Below are 20,248 nucleotides of genomic sequence, written 5' to 3'. Positions count from 1 at the left end.
TGAGCAGGCCCGGGCCCGCACCCGTGTGTGCGTCTACTGCTTCTACGATTCGTACAGTTCGGGGCGGCGCTGACCGAGCATGTCGATCACTCCGTCGCTGCTCATACCGACCTCCACCTCGGCAGTCAGGCCGCCGGTCTCGACGGAGTCGAGTGAGGCGAGCACGGAGCCGTCCCGGTCGATGATCCGGCTCGATCCGCAGAAGCTGTGTCCCGATTCGCTTCCTACCCGGTTCGCGTAGGCCAGCGGGACGCGGTTCTCCAGTGCGCGAGCGCTGCTTGCGATGACATGATCGCGCTCGTAGGGGTGCATGTTGGCCGACCCGGCGACGAGAAGGGCGGCCCCGCGGAGGACCAGGGTGCGGGATACCTCGGGGAATTCGAGCTCAAAGCAGTTCAGTACGCCAATCCTGGTGTCGCAGAGGGTGACCGGTTCGAGCACGTCGCCGCTGAGGAATGCCTCGCGCTCCTTCCCGAACAGGTGTGTCTTGCGAATGGGATCCTTGATCGTGCCGTCTCGGTCGATGGCCAGATAGGCATCGAAACAGCCACCCGGGCCGCGTTCGACGAACCCGGCCAGCAGGGCTGTGCCTGAGGAACGACAACGGTTCGCCAGTTCGGTGATCCTCGGATCGTCAAGCTGCAGTGCGATCTCGTCGAGAGCAGTCGTCTGGTACCCCGAGAGGAAGAGCTCGGGGAAGACGATCAGGTCTGTTCCACGCGTCGCAGCAATACCCTCTCCGACCCGGGAAATGTTGGCTTCGAGATCGCGTGGCCTGGGTGCTTCCAAACGTTTCGGCGACCGTAGTGTGAGCGCCGTTACATGCCTTCACCTGTGAATCAAGGGAGCCCCATGGCCGAGGCGCCGATGGTGATGAAGAGAGAATTCACCACGTTTTCCGCTCTGTCTGTCGCGTTCGCATTCGTTTCGCCGATCGTGGCGGTCTACAGCGTCCTGGGCGTCGGGCTGGCTACCTCGGGGCCCGCGTTCATCTGGGGCGGCCTCATCCTCTATGCCGGCCAATTCGTCGTGGTGCTCACGCTGGGTGTGCTTGCTTCGAAGTGGGCGGATTCGGGCGGTATCTATCAGTGGTCTCGCCGGCTCCTGGGATCTCGCTACGGTTGGTTCGCCTCGTGGACCTACATCTGGACACTGCTGATCACGCTTCCTGCCGTCGCATACGCCGGAGCGGTGCTGATGCCGCCCATCTTCGGTCTTTCGGGCGTCGATCATGGGCTGGTGACGTGGTTGGCGGTCGCGATCCTCGCGTTCAGCACGCTGGTGAACCTCGCTGGGCGAGTGTTCATCAAGATCCTGATGGTCGCAGTGATCGCCGCCGAGGCGGTGGGGTCCGTCGGGGTTGCGATCTGGCTGCTCGTGTTCGAACGCCACCAGAGCCTCGAGTACATTTCACCGACGGCGCTCCCTGACCACCAAGGGGTGCTGTTCGCGGCTCCACTCGTGATGGCCATCGCGTTCTCGAGTTACTTCGCGATCGGCTTCGAGAGCGCGAGTTCGATCGCCGAGGAGGTCAAGCGCCCGAAGCGGGCTGTGCCCCGGGCGATGGTGGTCTCGTTCTTCGCCATCATGGCCATCGTGGTGTTCAGCACGCTCGCGTTCACGCTCGCGGTGCCGAGCGAGGACTTCCTGCGAAACCCCGAGAACGCCGCGGATCCGGCCGTCGCCATCATGGCCGGCGCGCTTCCCGAGCCGATGTTTCGCGGCATCCTCGCCCTTTTCGTCATCGCATTCGCTGCGAGCCTCATGACGATTCAGATCACGGTCTCTCGAATCGTCTGGGCGACAGCGCGAAACGGAGAGCTGCCGTTCGCCCATACCCTCACGAGTCTTTCGGGAGCGACCGGGCTGCCGAGGAAGGCGGTGGTCGTCACGGCGATCATCGCGGCGCTGCTCTTTATCCCGTTCCAGAGCGAGGGCATCCAGATGGCCCTGATCTCCTTTTCCTCGGTGGGATTCTTCATCTCCTTCCTCTTCCCGATCCTCGGCCTGGCCATCGCGCGCGTTCGCGGCCAGTGGAGCGAGGAGCCCGGCCTCTTCCTGGGACGCGCGGGACGAGTGATCGGGTGGATTGCGCTTGCGTGGCTGGTATTTCAGATCGTGAACGTCGCGTGGCCCAGAGAGTCCGGCAGCGGCTGGGCCAGCGACTGGTCGACGATCATCGGGGCGCTGGCGGTCGGACTACTCGGCGTGGTGGTCGAGAACTGGGTGCACCGGAGGAGACTGCACGCGGCCTCGACGGGCCAGTCGATCGTGATTTTCGAGCGTGACGAGTCGGCCGACGAAGAACCCGACCGCGACCCGGAGCCAGAGCCTGGTTGCGACCCGCTGCGGAACTACAGTGCCAGCCCGGAGACCGTGTGAGGAGCCCGTTCACTCAGTCCGCGAGCGTCGATTCTCGAACGGTCAGCGATGCGTTCACGAGTTCGCGACGGCGGCCGGTCTCCCCGTCGAGTGCCGCAACAAGCAGATCCACTGCGACCTCTCCCAGCCGAACGGGGTGCAGATCGAGTGCGGTGATGGGTTTCTGCAGGCCGTAGTCGAGGTAGCGGCTGTCCGTGAGGCTGACCACCTGGAGGTCGTCGGGGACGGCCAGCCCGAGCATGTGGGCGCTGCGCTCGGTGGCGAATGCCAGCGTGTCGAGTGTGGCCAGCACCGCGTCGAAACGGCGATCGGGAGAGGCGAGTGCGGCCCGGATCACCGGCTCGGCCTCATCCACACGCGGGCCGGGAGAGCGGATGATGATCGGGTCCAGCGAGACGGTCGAGCACCAATCGAGGTATGCGGAGAGCTCGTCTCGCACATAGGAGGAGCTGGTCTCGCTCAGGAACAGCGCCGTTCGCGAACTGCGGACCGCGTTCAGATGCACCAGAGCCGTCGTTGTGCCGGTGGAGAAGTCGTTGTCCACCCAGCTGAAGTCGCCCGAGTTCCGACCGATGGTGGCGCAGGCCAGGCCGGTGCGCGCGACTTGTGTGAGCAACTCGTCGTCATCGCTCGGGTCGACCACGATCAGGCCGTCGGCTGCGGAGAGGAACGCCTCTGAGGACAGGTGGGACGGGAGCATGGACAGGAGGAACCCGCGCCGGAAGGCTTCAGCGCTGGCCCCGTTGAGGACCCTGAAGTAGTACTCGATGTCCCATTCGGGTTGTAGATCGGTGGTCGAGGACCGTACGGCCATAGGGGAGACGGTCAGCACGAGCGAGCCGGTCCTGCCCGCATTCAGGTTCTTGGCGATCCGGTTTGCCGTGTACCCCAAGCGATTCGCGACATCGATCACGTTCTGACGAGTGGCCGCGGCGACGCGTCCCTTGCCGTTCAGCGACTCTGATGCCGTGGCGATCGAGACGCCGGCTTCATGCGCGACGTCCTTGATGGTGATGCGGCGGGGTTTCACGGAGCGCCCGACTCGCAATCCGTATTTGAGAACTGGTCAAGATTGGCCAGGACTGTGTCCACCGTGAGGTCGAGTGTCCCGAGTTGATTCGCAGGGGGCAGCAACGTCCGGAATTCTTCGACCAGAGCGCCGATTCGCTCCTTCGTGTAGCGCAGCGTGCGATCCGAACCTGCTTCGTCGGCCAACACGGTTCGCAGGGACGGGTCTGAGGCGGAACGCGTTTCGCCCAGATCGACGAGGTGCCGATACGCGCTCCACAGTGGCAGTGTCGGAACTCCGTTGCGGAGATCGGCCCCGTGATCCTTGCCGAGGTTCAGCGCGTCGTCCCTGACGTCAAGAAGGTCGTCAGTGAGCTGAAATGCGAGGCCGAGCCGCTGGCCCGACTCGCGGAAACGATCCTGGCACGCCGGGTCGTACGAAGCTGCCATGGCACCCAGCTCGAAGGCCGCTCCGAAGAGGGCGCCGGTCTTGAGCGTGGCGTAGTCCTCGATTGAGGGTTGGCCGTCGTCACCCCATCCGAGCGTCGGTTCGAGAAGTTGGCCCTTGCAGAGCTGCCCGAAGGCGCGAGCGAGGGGGGTGACGGCGCGCTCGCCGAGAACTGCCGCGGTTTCGAACGAGACGGCGATGAGCAGATCTGCGATGAGGATGGCGGTGGCCTCGTCCGCGGCGGAGTGCAGCGATGGCAGCCCCCGGCGAAATTGAGACCTGTCGATGATGTCGTCATGGACCAGTGAAGCGGTGTGCAACAGCTCGAGGGCGACGGCGGCATCGGCAGCGAACCGTGGATCCGGCGTGCCGAATGAGTGCGCTATGAGGAGCAGGGTCCGGGCGCGCAGGTGCTTCCCTCCGGAGAGGGCGTCGATGACCGTCGATGGATCCTCAACTGGGAGCGGGGTTTTCGCAAGGCGCTCGGAGATCTGAGCCCGAAGACCGGCGGCCACGGCGGACACCTGGGCATCGATCGCCTCCGGGGAGAATGGTTCCACGTCTCGTGCGAGCGTGATCGGCGTCGTCACTTGGGTCCCTTCTCCGTTGGATGCGAGGAATCCAACCAGGATACGGACACGCATGACGGGTGCCAAATCGATTCGGCACCAGTGCGGCCACCGCTCTGACGCGGCGGCCTATCTCAGCCTGCCTTGTGTGCGGTCAGCAGAAACGCCGGGAACTTGATGCGGCCCTTCTCGTCAAAGTCGTGCTTGGGCAACTCGAACGGAACATCGGCAGGCATCGCGACAGCATTCGCATGGATGAATGCCGGCCGGATGTCGTCGACCTCCCAGTGCTTCGACACCGCGGCGCGCAGTTCGTCTTCGGACACCTCGTTGGGCTTCGTCTCCAACTCGGCCGGGAACGCGCCCTTGGCGAACACCAGCACGTAGTAGTGCGCACCCGGGGCCGAGGCCCGGCGGATCGATTGCAGGTATCCGTCGCGACCTTCGACCGGCAGCGAGTGGAACAGGGTCGAATCGATCACGGTGTTGAACCGGCCGTCGTAACCCGTAAATGACGTGATGTCGGCCTGGGCGAAGCTGGCCGTCGACAGCCCGCGCACCTGCGCAGCCTGATTGGCCGCCGCGATCGCCGTCGGGCTCAGATCCAGCCCCACGACGGTGTAGCCGTCCGACGCCAGCGCCAGTGACAACTCGGCATGGCCGCAGCCCGCGTCGAGCACATCGCTCTCGAACTTCCCGGCCTGGTGCAGCGCCGCAAGCTCGGGCTGCGGCTCACCGATGTTCCACGGCGGCTGGCCCTCGAAACCTGCTTCCCCCTTGTACGCGCCATCCCAGTCCAAGACCTGTCCAGAAGTCATTCCTCCAACGTACGCGTCTCAATCCCACGTATGGACGGGCTCATTACTGTGCATACGCTGGACATACTCCCGCAACATTTCGGCCAGCGCCTTGGGCCTGGTCAACCCCTGTGACTGCAGCTTTTGCACGGTTGCCACCTGCCACGTCGACCCGGTCCGTCCGGTCTTGGCGCGACCTTCGATCACCCCGAGATAGCGGTCACACACCTCCCCCGCCACACCCCAGCGGCGCAGCCCGTCGTGCGCCATCGGGAGCAGCCTGCGCAGCACCAACTCATCGGGCGTCACCTCGCCCAGACCGGGCCAGTACAGCCGGGCATCCAGGCCGTTCTGGGCGCCCTCGATGAAGTTGTGGTGGGCCGCGGCGAAGCTCATCTTGGTCCACAACGGGCGGTCTTCCTCGGACAGCGTTCGCAGCAGGCCGTAGTAGAACGCCGCATTGGCCAGCATGTCCACCACGGTCGGGCCGGCCGGTAGCACGCGGTTCTCCACCCGCAGGTGGGGAACACCGCCCACCACGTCATATACCGGGCGGTTCCACCGGTAGATCGTCCCGTTGTGCAGCCGTAGCTCAGCCAGCTGAGGCGCCCGGCCCGCGGCGAGCTCGGCGACCGGATCCTCGTCGGACAGCTCGGGTAGCAGCGACGGGAAATACCGCACGTTCTCCTCGAACAGATCGAAGATCGACGTGATCCAGCGCTCGCCGAACCAGACCCGCGGCCGCACGCCCTGGGCCTTGAGCTCATCGGGCCGGGTGTCGGTGGACTGGGTGAACAGCTCGATGCGGGTCTCGGCCCACAGCTGATGACCGAAGAAATACGGTGAATTGGCCCCCACCGCGAGTTGCGGGCCGGCCAGCACCTGGGCGGCATTCCAGTTGCGGGCGAAATCGGCGGGGGATACCTGCAGATGCAGCTGCATGCTGGTGCATGCGGACTCCGGCGCGATGGACGCCGACTGCAGACTCAGCCGCTCCGGCCCGGAGATGTCGATGGGCATGTCCTCGCCGCGGGCGGTGAAGATCGAGTCGTTGAGCGCCTGATAGCGCGTCGACTGGCTCATCCAACCGTCCGACAGGTGCTCGGGCATCAGGGTCGGCAGGATGCCCACCATCACGATGTGCGCTCCGTCCTCGCTGGCCTTGGCCTCGGCGGCATTGAGGCTCAGCCGCACCTCGTCCTCAAGGTCCAGCGCGGCTCGGCCGGGCAACGGTCGTGGAGGGACGTTGAATTCGATGTTGTAGGCGCCCAATTCGGTTTGATAGGCCGGATCGGCGATCGATGCCAGCACTTCCTGGTTGGTCATCGCGGGTTGGTACTCATCGTCGACGAGGTTGCACTCGATTTCCATGCCGGTGAGCGGGCGCTCGAACTCGAAACTCGACCGGGACAGCATGGTTTCGAACACGTCGAGGCACAGTTGCACCTTGCGCCGGTACTCCTGCCGGTGCGCGCGGCTGAACTCGGTGTTCTTGACCTCTTCGCCCACACCGCGATGCAACAACGCGAACGGGCGTGCGCGCAGCAGAATGGCCAAATGACCACGGAGGCGGAGGCCGACCGATGACCTCAGCGGTTGAGGACGACCAGGGCGGGCTCGAGCAGGTCTCGCACGTCGATCGCGTCGCATCACTCACCGGGGTGCGCGCGGTCGCCGCAATGACGGTGATGGGAACCCACGCGGCGTACGGCACCGGCCTGCTCTCGCACGGATACCTGGGGCTGATGAGCGCCCGCCTCGAGGTCGGGGTGGCGATCTTCTTCGTGCTCTCGGGGCTCCTGCTGTTCCGCCCCTGGGTGCAGGCCGCGGCCTCGGGGGCCGACGCGCCGAGCACCCGACGCTATGCGCGAAATCGGTTCCGCCGCATCATGCCCGCCTACGTCGTCACGGTCCTCGTCGTCTACGGGATCTACGAACTGCGGCCCGTACAGCCGAATCCCGGACACACGTGGCCCGGCCTGCTACGCAACCTGACCCTGACTCAGATCTACGGCGACAACTACTTCGCGGAGTACCTGCACCAGGGATTGAGCCAGATGTGGAGCCTGGCGGTGGAGGTCGCGTTCTACGCCGTGTTGCCTCTGCTGGCCTATCTGCTGTTGGTGGCGTTGTGTCGCAGGCGTTTTCGGCCGGTTCTGCTATTGGCCGGGCTGACTGTCCTGGCTGCGGTCAGCCCGGTGTGGCTGGTGCTGCTGCACAACACCGAATGGATGCCGGTCGGAGGTGGTGCCTGGCTGCCGCACTATCTGGTCTGGTTCGTCGGCGGGATGGTGCTGGCCGTGCTGGGCACGATGGGCGTGCGCTGCTATGCGATGGCGGCGTTGCCCCTGGCGCTGGCCTGCTATCTGGTGGTTTCGACCCCGATCGCCGGGATCACCACCGCGGTATCCCTCGACCTGACCGAGGACCTGGCCAAGACGATGTTCTACGCGATCATCGCGACACTCGTGGTGGCCCCGCTGGCGCTGGGCGGGAACGGTCTCTACGCGCGGCTGATGGGCAGCCGGCCGATGGTGTGGCTGGGCGAGATCTCCTACGAGGTATTCCTGCTACACGTGGTCGCCATGGACCTGGTCATGGCGTTCGTGTTGGGCTGGCACGTCTACACCGGATCGGCCACGGTGTTGTTCATCGTGACCTTGGTGTTCACGGTGCCGTTCGCCTGGCTGTTACATCGGCTGACTCGGCCGCGCGGTTAGTCACGGGGCCTGCCCCGGCCCGCCCGGGCGGGGGCAGGGATCCACCGGGCTGGGCCGGTGCCGCAGCCGCGGCCCGGCCGTAATCCTGTTGTGGCGACAGCAGATCGGCGTAATCGCCGTATTGCGGTGCTTGCTGGGTTGCCTGCGACTGGGCGTAACCCTGGCCATACGCCTGGCCGTAACTGCTGTGCTGCGACGAATCCTGTTGTGCCACCGCGCCCTGCTGGTAGTACTGCTGCACGGCCTGGTTGTAGTAGTCGAGATAGGCCTCGTAGCCGCCGGCGGCGGTGGCCGCGGCCGGCGGCTCCGGTGCCAGCCACATCGCCGCGACGGCCGCCACGGCCTGCAGTCCGTTGAGCACCGCGATGGTCGTCAGCACCCAGCCCGAGGTGGAGGAGGTCAGGACGCTCGACAAGGCATCGAGAAAACCCGCGGCGGCCAGGACGGCGGGCAGCCATGGGAGGGCAGTCTGCTTGGGCAGCAAGCCGATTGCGGCGGCCAGGGCGGCCAGTGCGGCGAACCTGACGTGCCAGTCGTTGCCGCCGCCGTCGGCGGCCGGTCCGAAACTCACGCAGTAGCCGATGAGACCCAGCACCACCACCGCGATCGACAGGTTGCGATGAAGCGGATTGACCACGATCACTCCTTCATATCAGTCAGTGCTGTTCGCGGACGCTCTCAGATAACGCATCTCGTCGTCGGTGGCGACCATCGTGACCACCGCCGAACCGGCCTGGGTGCTGACCTTGACCGTGTCGTGTTCCAGTGAGATCAGATCGAGGACCACGTCGGCGTGATCGGAGGCGGGCGTATTCGGTGGGGCGAGCACCATGGTGGTGACCCCGATCCGGACTGATTGCTCTGGAACACCGTCGAACATCTCGACGGTGTAGTTGCGCTCCGCACCGGCCTGGATGGCGCGCCGGTTGAAGTCGGCAACCCACAGCAGGTCATTGCGCCCGACCACGTCGACCATGTCGCGCCAGAACGCCGGACGCCGGCTGTGCACCAGCACCCGGGCGCCCAACGCCAGCGAGCGCAGCACCACCTGCTGCGCCAGGTGCAGTGTGCCGACGATCTCCACCCGGCGGATCTGAGCGCCGAACAGCGGCAGCGCGACCGCGCGGCCCTCCTGGTCGGCGCCGATCACCTGTCCGCAGCCCGAGGCCGGCAACGCCAGATCACTGAGCGCATCACCGCGGAGGCCGGACGCCCAGTGCTCGATGTGGTCGGACCCGGGGACCGTCGGGATCGGAAGCGTCGCGGCCAGCGCGGAAAACTGCTGACCGTGCAGCGGGGTGAGACCGCGCAATTGGGTGGGGACGCGCACGTCGCTGTCGAAGCGGACCAATCCGCGGACCTGGACCAGATCTTCGTCGGTGCCGTGATCGGGGGCCTCGCGCAGCGACAGGCACACGGTGGTGGAGTAGCTGGGTACCGTCCACAGCAGCCCGAGTCCCGCCGTGGTCAGCATGTTCGGCTGCACGGCGAAGCTGGACAGCCGGAAGTGGCCTTCGCGGCAGTCCTCCCAGGTTTCTTCGACGGTGCCGAGATTGATGCCGTCGCTGAGCTGATTGGTGGCCGCAGCGATGCCGCTGGCGGACAGGAACTGGGGCTGAAGGCCCGCCTCGGCCAGCCGGTTGGCGACGCGACGGGTCGCAGTGGTGGCGGCGCGCAGGATGCCGTCACGGTCACCGCCCCGGCGCCGGACCGCCTCCGCGCAGCGTGACGGGTTGAACCGCACGGCAATCCATACGGTGCGCTGGGCGATCGCGGGCAGCGGCCCCAGCACGGAGTCATAGACGGCGGCGACGTCGGTGTGACCGGCCGAGCGGGCGCCCTGACTGATGATGTCGATGGATTCGAGCGTGATGTCGAACTGGCGCAGGCAGTCCAGCAGCGCCTGCACGGGAACCATCTCGCCGGAAACTGTGACCCCGGGCTCCAAAACGGTCAGAGCCCTGGGGTTTTCGTCGATCTTGAGCAATGACAGCAAAGTCGAGCCGTTCCAACGGAATCCGATCTGCAACCCGTCGGAGGTCGGAACGTCGAACGGTTCGGTCGGCAGGGATCCCGGCTCGGTCTTGCCCGCGCGTCGCCGTCGATTCCGCAGAAACCTCCCGCGCAGCGCCAGTGCCCGCGGTGCTGTCGTGCCCTTGACGACCGGGGCAACCAGCAACAGCGCCGGCACCAGACCCACCGCCGCGCCCTGCCAGCCGGGCCGGTGCAGTTGCTGCGCGACGACGATGCCGGCGCCGACGAGTATTTGCAGGACGATCAGGTCGGCCAGGGGGACGGGCCGCTGCGGGCCAGTATCGCCGGCGGTGGTCAGCTTTGCTGCGAAAGTCAATGGACGCATCGCTTTTCGAATAGGCGCTCGGACGTCATGTCGAGGTGGTGCGGACGTGCTAAACACTACGCATGCCAGCGCAAGTTACCACTCGCGCACAGGTGAACGGCTACCGTTTCCTGATCCGCCGGCTTGAGCACGCGCTCATCCGGGGCGATTCGCGGATGATCCACGATCCGATGCGTGGCCAGATGAGGGCCCTGATCGTGGGGGTGGTGATCGCTGTCCTGATCACCGGGGCCTCGGCCGTGATGGCGTTCTTCAAGCCGGCACCCAACATCGGCGACGCGCAGATCGTGCTGAGCAAATCGAGCGGTGCGCCGTTCGTCCGGATCGGTGACCAGATCCACCCCGTGCTGAATCTGGCCTCGGCCCGGCTGATCGTCGGCAGGAACGACAGCCCCAAGCAGGTTGACGACAAGTTCCTCGACGCCGTACCGCGCGGGCCCATGGTCGGCATCGTCGGCGCGCCCGCGAGCATCAACCGCGGCGACGACCTGGCGACGTCGTCGTGGACTGTCTGCGACAACCTGCTGATGCCGGCCGTCACCGAAACCACCGGCACGCCCAGCCTGCAGACCACGGTGCTGGCGAATGACCCGGTGCTCGACGGCGGCATTCGCCCGGCCGACTCCGCCGAGGCGATCCTCACCGAAACCGGCGGCACCACCTATCTGGTCTACCGCGGTGTGCGGGCCCCGATCGATGTGTCAGATCCGGTCCTGGTCAACGGACTTCACCTCCAGGGCGCGGCCACCCGGCCGATGTCGTTGTCCGTGCTCAACACCTTCCCGCTGGTCGACCCGATCACGCCGGTGCTGATCCAGGGTTCGGGGGAGCCCGGCCTGCTCGGACCGGACCACCCGGTGGGAGCCATCGTCAAATCCGTCGACTCGCGAGGTGAACAGCTCTACGTCGTGCTGCGTGAAGGTCTGCAGCCTGTCTCGCAGGCCACCGCCGACATCATTCGCTACAGCGCGTCCGGCGAGGTGGCCACCGGCGAGATCGACGAGATCGCGCCCGCAACACTGGCCGAGGTGCCGACCGTGCACCGGCTGCCGATCGACCACTACCCGCTGGTGTCGCCGCGGATCGTGTCGCCCAATCCCGATCGGGTGGTGTGCATGGGCTGGCAGCGGTCCAACACCGACGCTGGAGCGGACGTACGGCTGCTGGTCGGGCACCGGTTGCCCACCGCCGAGGGAGCTCAGATGGTTCGGCTGGCCAGCGCCGACGGCGGCGGCCCGGGGGCGGATTCGGTCTACCTGACCCCGGGAGCCGGCGAGTACGTGCAGGCCACCGGCAACGATCCCGACAGCCGCTCGGCGGGGCAGCTGTTCTACGTCTCGGATACCGGAGTGCGTTACCACATCAAGGATTTGCCGACGGCCGAGGTGCTCGGGGTCAGCGGCGTGAAGGTGCCCGACGGCCCGGCCAACGCCCCGCAGTGGGCACCCTGGCCGGTGCTGTCGCTGTTGCCGCCCGGGCCGGAGCTGTCTCAGGAGGCGGCCCTGGTCGCCCATGACGGGATGGCCGCCGACCCGGACAGCAGTAAGGTGTCAACCGGCTGACCAGGCGTTTACAGTCGCATCTCGCGGAAGAACGCGTAGACCCGGATGATCCAGAAGCACAGCGGGAAGAGCGATCCCACGGCGATGTATTCGAGTATCTCGACCTGACGCCGCGCCACCGGGGAGAACTCGCGCAGGGGTGCGACCAGCCCGCACGCCAGGATCAGGACGAGCAGCACGACCGCGGCGCGGGCCTGCCACCCCTCGACGTTCAGCGCGGTCTTGAGGACCACGGCGACGGCGATGGTCAGCCCGCTGCCGATGAGCGTCGCCGACTGCACCAGGTCGTGATGGCCGCGACCGCGCAGGCACAGCACCGTCGCCACCATGACGGCGAAAACGGTGCCCTGCCAATAGAACCCGTTGCTGACGTCCACGGCCAGGTAACAACCGGCCAGGGCCGCCAGCGCGGCCGCGACGAGAATCCCGGTGAGGTGCTGATTGGCCCGCCGAACCCGGCTGATCAAGTCTTCCTCGGTGGGGATGATCTGTTTGCCGATCGCGTTGACGCCCTCGACGGTGGGGCCACCCTGGGTCTCGATGTCATCGAGCGGCTCACCCGCGGTGGGCACCCGTGGGATCGGGAGTTTCGACAGCCCGATCGTCACCCGCGGGGCAAGGTAGACGACGATAACGGCCACGGTGGCGAGCAAAGCACCTACCGCGCGGATGGGTGGCTGCCACAGCAACATTGCCGTCGAACTGACGCCGCCGAAAGCGCACGCCGCGATGATCGCGGTGTACACCGCGGATCCGCTGCCCGAGACGAGCAGCACCAGGAGCGCGCCGAAAGCGGTCAGGGCGAACGCCATCGGCAGGGAGGTGGCGCCGGAACCGTCGGGTACCAGGTACAGCGAGCCCGCGAAGACCAGTGGCGTCGAGACCGCGGTGATCCAGCCCGGCGCCGCGGCGAACCCCGGCCGGTGCGCCACCAGGCAGGCCAGCAGCATCCCCATCACGCCGAGGGCCAGTACCGCCGCGGGCACTGCGGGTTGGGCGGTCCACCGTGCCGTCACGCCGGCCAGCGTGACGGCGGCGGCCGCGGCGACACCGAACCCGGCCAACACGTTGGCGTTGTCCGCGAACCAGCTCGCCACGGTGCCGGCCGCTGTGTCGTGGGTGTCGTCGACGTCGTCGAACAACAACGGGCTGACCGGCTGGCCGACCGCGCGGATCATCAACAGGTCGCCGTCGTGGACGCCCGCCTCGGCGATGGACAGGTGCGGGGCGATCGGTTCACCGCCGAGCGGTGCCAGGGTCCACCGCCCGTCGGCGGCGTCGAACTCGATGATCGCGTCGTGCGCGGTGATCTGTTCATTCGCGATATCGATGACATCGGGAATGTATTGGGCGATGCTGACGTGTGCAGGCAACCCGACGTCGATGTTCAGTTCGCCGACCACCAGGGTCAATCGGCTCAGCTCGGGTTCGGCTTCTTGATCAAGCTCTGACTCAAGTAGGGTCACAATCCAGTCGGCCTCCTGCGCAATGGGATTGCTCGACACGAACAATACCCAGCATCCGGCCCAGCAGCTTCCGGGGAGGGAAGGTTGAGTACGCAGGGGTTCGTCCGCCGCCTTCGGGTGGCGCCGCCGCGGATGCCCGGAGGCGAGGTCAACCTGGCCCCACCGCCCGAGGTGCCGCGGGCCATCCCGGGCAATCTGTTCATGCGGCTGATGCCGTTCGTGATGCTGGTCGCGGTGATCGGCATGATCGCGCTGATGATCACGGTCGGTGGCCGCGACATGGCCAGAAGCCCGATGTTCCTGCTCTTTCCGATGATGATGGTCATGTCGATGGTCGGCATGTTCATGGGCGGCGGGAACAAAAATGGCAAAGCCGCCGCCGAGCTCAACGAGGAACGCAAGGACTACTTCAGTTACCTGGCGAATCTTCGCGAGGAAGCCGACACCACCGGGGCCGAACAACGCACGGCGCTGGAATGGAGCCATCCCGATCCGCGCGCGCTGACCGATGTGGTGGGCACCCGGCGCATGTGGGAGCGACGGCCCAGCGATGCCGATTACTGCCATATCCGGGTCGGTATCGGGACGCACCGGTTGGCGACGCGGTTGATGGCGCCCGAGACCGGCCCTCCCGAGGACCTGGAACCGGTGTCGACGGTGGCGTTGCGCCGGTTCGTCAAGACCCACTCGGTGGTGCATGCGCTGCCTACCGCGGTGTCGCTGCGGGCGTTTCCCACGATCACCTTCGAAGGGGAGCGCAAGCTCGCGCAGCAGCTGGTGCGCTCGATGGTGTTGGAGCTGTGTACTTTTCACGGTCCGGACCATGTGCAGGTGGCGATCGTCACGGCCAACCCCGACGGTGAGAACTGGAGCTGGGTCAAGTGGTTGCCCCATGCGCAGCATGCCTCGACCCGCGACGGCATGGGTTCGATGCGGCTGCTGTTCCCCACGCTCGAGCTGATGGAGACCGCGATGTCTGCGGAGCTGGCCGAACGCGGCCGGTTCACCCGCAACGCACAGCCGACGCAGGGCCTCAAACAGCTCGTCGTCGTGCTGGACGACGGATTCGTCACCGGCGACGAGCAGTTGATCACCGACGCCGGGCTGGACAGTGTGACGCTGCTGGACCTGAACGGCCTGCGTCCAGGCGGGTCGGCTCGGCGCAGCCTGCAACTGGTCGTCGAGGGCGACGACGTCGCCGCGCGTACCGCGGTGGGCGTCGAACGGTTCGCCACCCCGGACACGATCACGATCCCCGAGGCCGAGACCACGGCACGGCGGATCGGCCGTTACCGCCCGGCCAACGCCGCGCACATCGTCAGCCTGGAAGCCGATTCGAGGGCGGTCGACCCAGGCCTGATGGCGCTGTTGAAGATTCCCGATGCCGCCGGGATCGTGCCGGAACAGGTGTGGCGACAGCGGTCCCCGCGGGAGCGGCTGCGGGTGCCGATCGGGATCACCCCGAACGGTCAGCCCATCGAACTCGACATCAAGGAAGCCGCCGAAGGCGGGATGGGCCCGCACGGTCTGTGTATCGGCGCCACCGGATCGGGCAAGTCGGAATTCCTACGCACGCTGGTGTTGTCGATGATCACGTCGCACTCGCCCGAGCAGCTCAACCTGGTGCTGGTCGACTTCAAGGGCGGGGCGACGTTCCTCGGTCTGGACGGGATCGCCCACATCGCGGCCATCATCACCAACCTCGAAGACGAACTGACCATGGTGGACCGCATGCGTGACGCGCTGGCCGGCGAGATGAACCGCCGCCAGGAGTTGCTGCGCTCCGCCGGAAACTTCCCCAACGTCACCGAATACGAGCGGGCCCGCGCGGCGGGCGCAGACCTCGAACCTCTTCCCGCCCTGTTCATCGTGGTCGATGAGTTCTCCGAGCTGCTGTCGCAGAAGCCGGATTTCGCCGAGCTGTTCGTGATGATCGGCCGGCTGGGCCGCTCGCTGCACATGCATCTGCTGCTGGCCTCGCAGCGGTTGGAGGAAGGCAAGCTGCGCGGCCTGGACTCGCACCTGTCCTACCGGATCGGCCTCAAGACGTTCTCGGCCGGCGAGTCGCGCAGCGTGCTCGGCGTGCCCGACGCCTATCACCTACCCAGCGTCCCCGGTTCGGCGTTCCTGAAATGCGATGCCTCCGAACCGATCCGGTTCAATGCCTGCTATGTGTCGGGGGAGTACGTCAAGCCGCGGATATCAGCCCGCACCGGGCGGGTGACCCAGTTGGGCGCACTCGCGCCCAAGCTGTTCACCGCCACGCCGGTCAAGAAGGACGCGGTGCCCGCGCGCGGCCCGGCGCCTTCGGCGCTGCCCGTCGAGGTGGATTCCGCCCCGGCCGGACCGGTCAAGACGACGCTGCTCGGTATGGTCGTCAGCCGGCTGCGCGGCCACGGCAGGCCCGCGCACGAGGTGTGGCTGCCGCCGCTCGATGACAGTCCGGCGGTGAACGAGCTTCTGCCGGAATCGGATTGGTCGGCACCGGTGAATGTCAACGGCCGGTTGTGGATGCCGATGGGCGTGGTGGACCGGCCCTACGATCAGCGCCGCGACCTGCTCATGGTGGACCTGTCCGGCGCCCAGGGCAATGTGGCGGTGGTCGGCGGGCCGCAGTCGGGTAAGTCCACCGCGCTGCGCACGCTGATCCTGTCCGCGGCCGCGACCCATACTCCCGAGCAGTTGCAGTTCTACTGCCTGGACTTCGGCGGCGGCACGCTGACGAGCCTGGCGAAGCTGCCGCACGTCGGCGGGGTGGCCGGCCGGATGGACGCCGACGCGATCCGGCGCACCGTCGCCGAGGTGGCCGGGGTGCTCCGGTCCCGCGAGCAGCTGTTCCGCGAACTCGGCATCGAATCCATGCGGGACTTCCGCCAGCGCAAGGCCCAAGGCGGCGTGAGCGAGGACAAATTCGGTGATGTGGTGCTGGTCATCGACGGCTGGGCGTCGATCAAGAGCGACTTCGAGGCGCTGGACACGGTGATCCAATCGCTGGCCATCCAGGGCCTGTCGTACGGCGTTCACCTGGCCATCACCGCGTCGCGCTGGATGGAGATCCGGCCCGCGGTCAAGGACATGCTCGGCACCCGCGTCGAGCTGCGCCTCGGCGATCCGATCGACAGTGAGGTGGCACGGCGGTCCGCTGAGCTGGTGCCCATCGGACGGCCCGGCCGCGGTATCAACTCCGAGCGGCTTCACATTCTGATCGGGTTGCCCCGGCTCGACTCCAGTTCGGAGGTGGAGGATCTGCCCGCCGGAGTGGCCGGAGCGGTCGAGGCCGTCCGCGCGCACTACGGGGACCGTGAGGCGCCGAAGGTGCGGATGCTGCCGCACGATGTGAACCGCGACGACGTCGTGAAGGTGGCTCGCGATGCCGGTCAACTGGGCAAGGCCCGCATCGCGATCGGCATCAACGAGGAAGAACTGGCCCCCGTCGTCCTGGATTTCGATTCGCAACCACACCTGGTGGCCTTCGCCGACACCGAATGCGGAAAGACCGGTCTGCTGCGCAACATTGCCGCCGGTGTGATGGAGAACGCCAGCCCGCTCGAGGCCAAGATCATCCTGGTCGACTTCCGCCGCTCGATGCTGGGCGTCGTCCCCGACGAGTACCTCGGCGGCTACGCGACTGCCCCGCAGTCGTGCACAGATCTGATGATGGCGCTGGCGGGCGCCCTCAAAGATCGGCTGCCGCCCAACGACATCACCCAGCAGCAACTCAAGGAGCGGTCCTGGTGGTCAGGGCCGGACCTGTTCGTGATGATCGACGACTACGACCTGATTCCCGGCGGATCGCTGAGCCACCCGCTCGGCCCGCTGGTGGAGTATCTGCCGCAGGCCCGCGACATCGGTCTGCGCGTCGTCGTCGCGCGGCGCAGCGGTGGTGCCGGGCGGGCGATGATGGATCCGATCATCGGGCGTCTGAAAGACCTGTCCTGCAACGGTTTGGTGATGAGCGGAAGCAGAGACGAGGGCGGGCTGTTCGGCGGATACAAGGCCGGCACGATGCCCCCCGGCCGCGGCATGCTGGTCTCGCGGACCACCCGCAGCGGCGTGGTTCAGCTGTCCAGGATGCCTGACCTGTGACCGGGGTCGAGGAGCTTCGCGCGGTGCTCGTGGTGTCCGCGGCACCCGAGGCGATCCGGGTGTCCGTGGTCGGGGGACGCACCCAACTCGATGTCGCGCTGCCGGCCGACGTCCCGGTGGCGGCGTTCCTGCCGGAGCTGGCCCGGCTGATCAGGTCCCGCGACGACGAGCGCGGCGACGACGTGGCCGATCGCGATGAGCGACGGACGTTCTGGGCGCTCAGTCGCGAGGGCCGGGCCGGCAGCGGTGTGCTGGAGCCCGACCGGACCTTGCGTGAGGCCGGGGTGGAAAACGGTGAGCTACTGCGACTCTCGGCTCACCGTGCGCTGTCGCCGCCCACGCTGTACGACGACGTGGTGGACGCCGCGGCCCGGCTGAACCGGGCTTCGTACGCGGCCTGGAGTGCCTCCGCGGCGCGAATGATGGCCTTCGCCGGGTGGTGGCTGTGCTCGGCGGTATGGGTCGTCCTGCTGCTTGCACCCGCGTTGACGGCGCACCGGCCGACGATCGTGATCGCTGCGGCGGTGATGCTGGTGACGCTGGTCGCCGGCGCGGCACTCGTGCGCCGAGTGCTCGGCAGGGCCGACATCGCCGCGGCGGCGGGTCCTCCGGCGATCGCCATCGGTGCCGCAGCAGGCTGGTTGCTGGCGGCGCCCCACGGCGCGGTCGGCCTGGCCTCCGGGTGCGCAATATTGTTGGGGCTCACGGCGATCTGCCATCGTGCGATCGGTGCCGGCCATTGGACCTACGTCGCCGCAGCGGTGGTGCTGGGCTTCGGCACGGCGGCATTCGCGGCCCGGGCCCTGGGCGCACCGGTCACGGTGGTGGCCACCGTCGTCGCCGTGGTCGCGGTGTTCGGATGCCTGGCGGTGCCGGCGCTGACGGCACGGCTGGACCAATATCCGGTGGCGTCGGCCGGCGCGTCGCGCGCCGATGACCCGTTCACCACATCGGCAGTGCAGACCCAGCCCGGCGCCCCGATGCCGAGCGCGGAACAGGTGTGGGATCGCGTGCATTCAGCGGTGCTGACCCGCTCCGGGCTGCTGGCCGGTGCGGCAACGACCGCGCTGATCGGCACCACCGTATTGATGCGGGCCGACACGGGTTGGGCGGCATTCGCTTTCGCCCTGGTCTGCGCTGCGGTGCCGGCCTTGCGAAGCCGTCGGGCCGACACCTGGCCGGAACGTGCCGCGCTTGCCGTGCCCGCCCTGGGACTCGTACTGATGGCCTGCGTGCAAGCCCAGACCGGGGTGTGGACGTTGCAGCTCACCGGCGCCGTCGTGCTTGCGGTGCTGGCCGTCGCCGGGGTCGCAGCCCCTTACGTTCGCCGGATCCGGACCGCCGCCGGGTATCTCGAGTATCTGGCTGTGGCCGCGGTGATCCCGCTGGCGCTGTGGTCGCTCGGACTGTACGAACGGCTGGGCGGCTAGTGAGCGCCCGGCGACACGCGGCGGTGGTGACCGTCGTCCTGACCGTGGCGCTGGCCGGCTTCGGTGCACCCCCGGCCGGTGCGGTGACGCCGCCCGTCGTCGAGCCCGGTCCGCCGCCGATCGGGCCCGTCGCACCGGCGCAGCCCACCGAACTGAAGGCGATCTGCGGTATTCCGACCGGCGTGCTGCCGGGCACCGACTTCACCAAGCAGACCAGTGCCGAGGCGATGCTCGAATACCGCAGGGCCTGGCGCTTTTCCCGCGGTGCCGGGCAGAAGGTGGCGGTGATCGACACCGGCGTCAACCGTCATCCGCGGCTTCCCGCGCTCGAACCCGGCGGCGACTATGTGTCGAGCAGCGACGGCCTGGTCGATTGCGATGCGCACGGCACCCTGGTCGCCGGGATCATTGCCGCGGTGCCCGCCGACGGTGACAGCTTCGCCGGCGTCGCGCCGGAGGCTTCCATCCTCTCCATCCGCCAGAACAGCGGCGCTTACAGCGTCGCGGGCACGAGCAGCAGCCAGAACGACGATCCCAACGCGACATCGATCGGCTACGGCAACACACACACGCTGGCGCTTGCGATCGCTCGGGCGGTGGATCTCGGTGCCACGGTGATCAATCTGTCCGAGGTGGCCTGCGCTCCTGTTGCGGCCGGAATGGACGATCGGGAGCTCGGCCGCGCGGTGCGATACGCCTACGAACGCAATGTCGTGGTGGTGGCGGCGGCGGGCAACTTCAACTCCCAGAGCATGTGCAACGCGCAGAACAACATGAACGATCCGAACCAGCCGTTGCACAAGGGCTGGAGCAGCGTCAGCACCATCGCCAGCCCGGCCTGGTTCGCCGACTACGTCCTGACGGTCGGGGCAGTGACCACGGCGGCCGCCCCGGCCGACTTCAGCCTGCACGGACCATGGGTAGCGGTGGCCGCCCCCGGCGAGCGGGTCACCTCGCTGGACCCGGGCGGGCCCGGGTTGAGCAACGCACAACTCGGCCAGCAGGGGCTGGCGCCGCTGAACGGCACGAGCTTCGCGACGCCGTTCGTATCGGGGGTGGTGGCGTTGATCCGGTCGCGGTATCCCGACCTGACCGCAGGTGAGGTCAAGGATCTGATCGAGCGCACCGCCCGCACCCCCGGGAATGGACCCAACCAGGCCACGGGTTATGGAGTCGTGGACCCGGTCGCGGCACTGACCTACCAGCTCCCGCCGGGGGCCGACGGTCGCGATGTCACTGCCTCTTCACCGATCAGCGGGCCACCGCAACCTGATCCGGGTAATGTGCGGGCCCGCAGGATCGTCTTCACCGTCACCGCGGCGTGTCTTGCGTTGATGGTGGCGGCGGTAGCGGTGGCTGCTGCCCGGCGACGGACCAGGTGAGTTAGGGGAAAGATGCCGGACGAGAATCGGCCGATCGGC

General features: G+C 67.3%; 14 protein-coding genes. 6 read left to right on the top strand and 8 right to left on the bottom strand.

All coding sequences use genetic code 11. The annotated features are described in order from the left end of the window. Positions 1-42: 42 nt before the first annotated feature. Positions 43-789: a carbon-nitrogen hydrolase family protein gene (locus EYZ64_RS29405; protein ID WP_135459246.1), complete on the bottom strand. Its 747-nt coding sequence runs from the start codon at positions 787-789 to the stop codon at positions 43-45. Between the two features lie 63 nt (positions 790-852). Between EYZ64_RS29405 and EYZ64_RS29400 the strand changes: the two genes are divergently transcribed. Further along, positions 853-2,382 carry an APC family permease gene (locus EYZ64_RS29400; RefSeq protein WP_135459244.1) on the top strand — a complete coding sequence of 510 codons (1,530 nt, stop codon included), beginning with the start codon at positions 853-855 and terminating at the stop codon, positions 2,380-2,382. 13 nt (positions 2,383-2,395) lie between these two features. On the opposite strand, the gene EYZ64_RS29395 is transcribed toward EYZ64_RS29400, so the two are convergent. The 4 genes from EYZ64_RS29395 to EYZ64_RS29380 all read right to left on the bottom strand — a co-directional run bounded on the left by EYZ64_RS29395 (position 2,396) and on the right by EYZ64_RS29380 (position 6,713). After that, complete coding sequence (locus EYZ64_RS29395) at positions 2,396-3,412, bottom strand: LacI family DNA-binding transcriptional regulator (RefSeq protein ID WP_167858022.1); 1,017 nt, start codon at positions 3,410-3,412, stop codon at positions 2,396-2,398. Continuing rightward, positions 3,409-4,428: a polyprenyl synthetase family protein gene (locus EYZ64_RS29390; protein ID WP_167858021.1), complete on the bottom strand. Its 1,020-nt coding sequence runs from the start codon at positions 4,426-4,428 to the stop codon at positions 3,409-3,411. The genes EYZ64_RS29395 and EYZ64_RS29390 overlap by 4 nt, the downstream gene beginning before the upstream one ends. A 113-nt stretch (positions 4,429-4,541) precedes the next feature. After that, positions 4,542-5,225, bottom strand: coding sequence for a class I SAM-dependent methyltransferase (locus EYZ64_RS29385; RefSeq protein WP_135459237.1), 684 nt, complete (start codon positions 5,223-5,225; stop codon positions 4,542-4,544). An 18-nt stretch (positions 5,226-5,243) separates the two neighbouring features. Further along, positions 5,244-6,713: a glutamate-cysteine ligase family protein gene (locus tag EYZ64_RS29380; protein ID WP_135459235.1), complete on the bottom strand. Its 1,470-nt coding sequence runs from the start codon at positions 6,711-6,713 to the stop codon at positions 5,244-5,246. Between the two features lie 74 nt (positions 6,714-6,787). Here EYZ64_RS29380 and EYZ64_RS29375 point away from each other — a divergent pair, with 74 nt between their 5' ends. Beyond that, positions 6,788-7,924, top strand: a complete 1,137-nt coding sequence (locus tag EYZ64_RS29375) for an acyltransferase family protein (protein ID WP_135459233.1) — start codon at positions 6,788-6,790, stop codon at positions 7,922-7,924. Here the strand turns inward: EYZ64_RS29375 and EYZ64_RS29370 are convergent. Beyond that, complete coding sequence (locus EYZ64_RS29370) at positions 7,872-8,561, bottom strand: DUF5336 domain-containing protein (protein WP_135459231.1); 690 nt, start codon at positions 8,559-8,561, stop codon at positions 7,872-7,874. The two genes, EYZ64_RS29375 and EYZ64_RS29370, sit on opposite strands and share 53 nt — an antisense overlap. 15 nt (positions 8,562-8,576) lie before the next feature. Beyond that, positions 8,577-10,283: a type VII secretion protein EccE gene (eccE, locus tag EYZ64_RS29365; RefSeq protein WP_135459228.1), complete on the bottom strand. Its 1,707-nt coding sequence runs from the start codon at positions 10,281-10,283 to the stop codon at positions 8,577-8,579. Positions 10,284-10,345: 62 nt separating this feature from the next. Between eccE and eccB the strand changes: the two genes are divergently transcribed. Beyond that, the gene (gene eccB, locus EYZ64_RS29360; RefSeq protein ID WP_135459226.1) at positions 10,346-11,845 is read left to right on the top strand and encodes a type VII secretion protein EccB; all 1,500 of its coding nucleotides are present in this window, start codon (positions 10,346-10,348) and stop codon (positions 11,843-11,845) included. 8 nt (positions 11,846-11,853) lie between these two features. Here the strand turns inward: eccB and eccD (EYZ64_RS29355) are convergent, their stop codons facing one another. Beyond that, on the bottom strand, positions 11,854-13,350 hold the full coding sequence (gene eccD, locus EYZ64_RS29355) for a type VII secretion integral membrane protein EccD (protein WP_286175185.1): 1,497 nt from the start codon (positions 13,348-13,350) through the stop codon (positions 11,854-11,856). A 45-nt stretch (positions 13,351-13,395) separates the two neighbouring features. On the opposite strand from eccD (EYZ64_RS29355), the gene eccCa reads away from it, so the two are divergent. From eccCa to mycP, 3 genes are read left to right on the top strand one after another with little or no spacing between them, the layout of a single operon-like run. Further along, on the top strand, positions 13,396-17,397 hold the full coding sequence (eccCa, locus tag EYZ64_RS29350) for a type VII secretion protein EccCa (RefSeq protein WP_167858020.1): 4,002 nt from the start codon (positions 13,396-13,398) through the stop codon (positions 17,395-17,397). After that, on the top strand, positions 17,394-18,827 hold the full coding sequence (gene eccD / locus EYZ64_RS29345) for a type VII secretion integral membrane protein EccD (protein ID WP_135459222.1): 1,434 nt from the start codon (positions 17,394-17,396) through the stop codon (positions 18,825-18,827). Before eccCa ends, eccD (EYZ64_RS29345) begins: the two co-directional genes overlap by 4 nt. After that, entirely contained in the window at positions 18,827-20,209 is a 1,383-nt protein-coding gene (gene mycP, locus EYZ64_RS29340; RefSeq protein ID WP_135459220.1) for a type VII secretion-associated serine protease mycosin, read from the top strand. The genes eccD (EYZ64_RS29345) and mycP overlap by 1 nt, the downstream gene beginning before the upstream one ends. The last annotated feature ends 39 nt before the right edge of the window (positions 20,210-20,248 follow it).

The organism is Mycobacterium sp. DL99 (assembly GCF_004762045.1).
Classification (GTDB): Bacteria; Actinomycetota; Actinomycetes; order Mycobacteriales; family Mycobacteriaceae; genus Mycobacterium.
This window is presented reverse-complemented; position numbering and strand designations above follow the sequence as displayed.

What these genes read in the sequence shown, in the direction of transcription:
- eccE (WP_135459228.1), bottom strand. Translation starts at nt 10,283, where the DNA reads ATGCGTCCATTGACTTTCGCAGCAAAGCTGACCACCGCCGGCGATACT.
- eccB (WP_135459226.1), top strand. Translation starts at nt 10,346, where the DNA reads ATGCCAGCGCAAGTTACCACTCGCGCACAGGTGAACGGCTACCGTTTC.
- EYZ64_RS29385 (WP_135459237.1), bottom strand. Translation starts at nt 5,225, where the DNA reads ATGACTTCTGGACAGGTCTTGGACTGGGATGGCGCGTACAAGGGGGAA.
- EYZ64_RS29400 (WP_135459244.1), top strand. Translation starts at nt 853, where the DNA reads ATGGCCGAGGCGCCGATGGTGATGAAGAGAGAATTCACCACGTTTTCC.
- EYZ64_RS29375 (WP_135459233.1), top strand. Translation starts at nt 6,788, where the DNA reads ATGACCTCAGCGGTTGAGGACGACCAGGGCGGGCTCGAGCAGGTCTCG.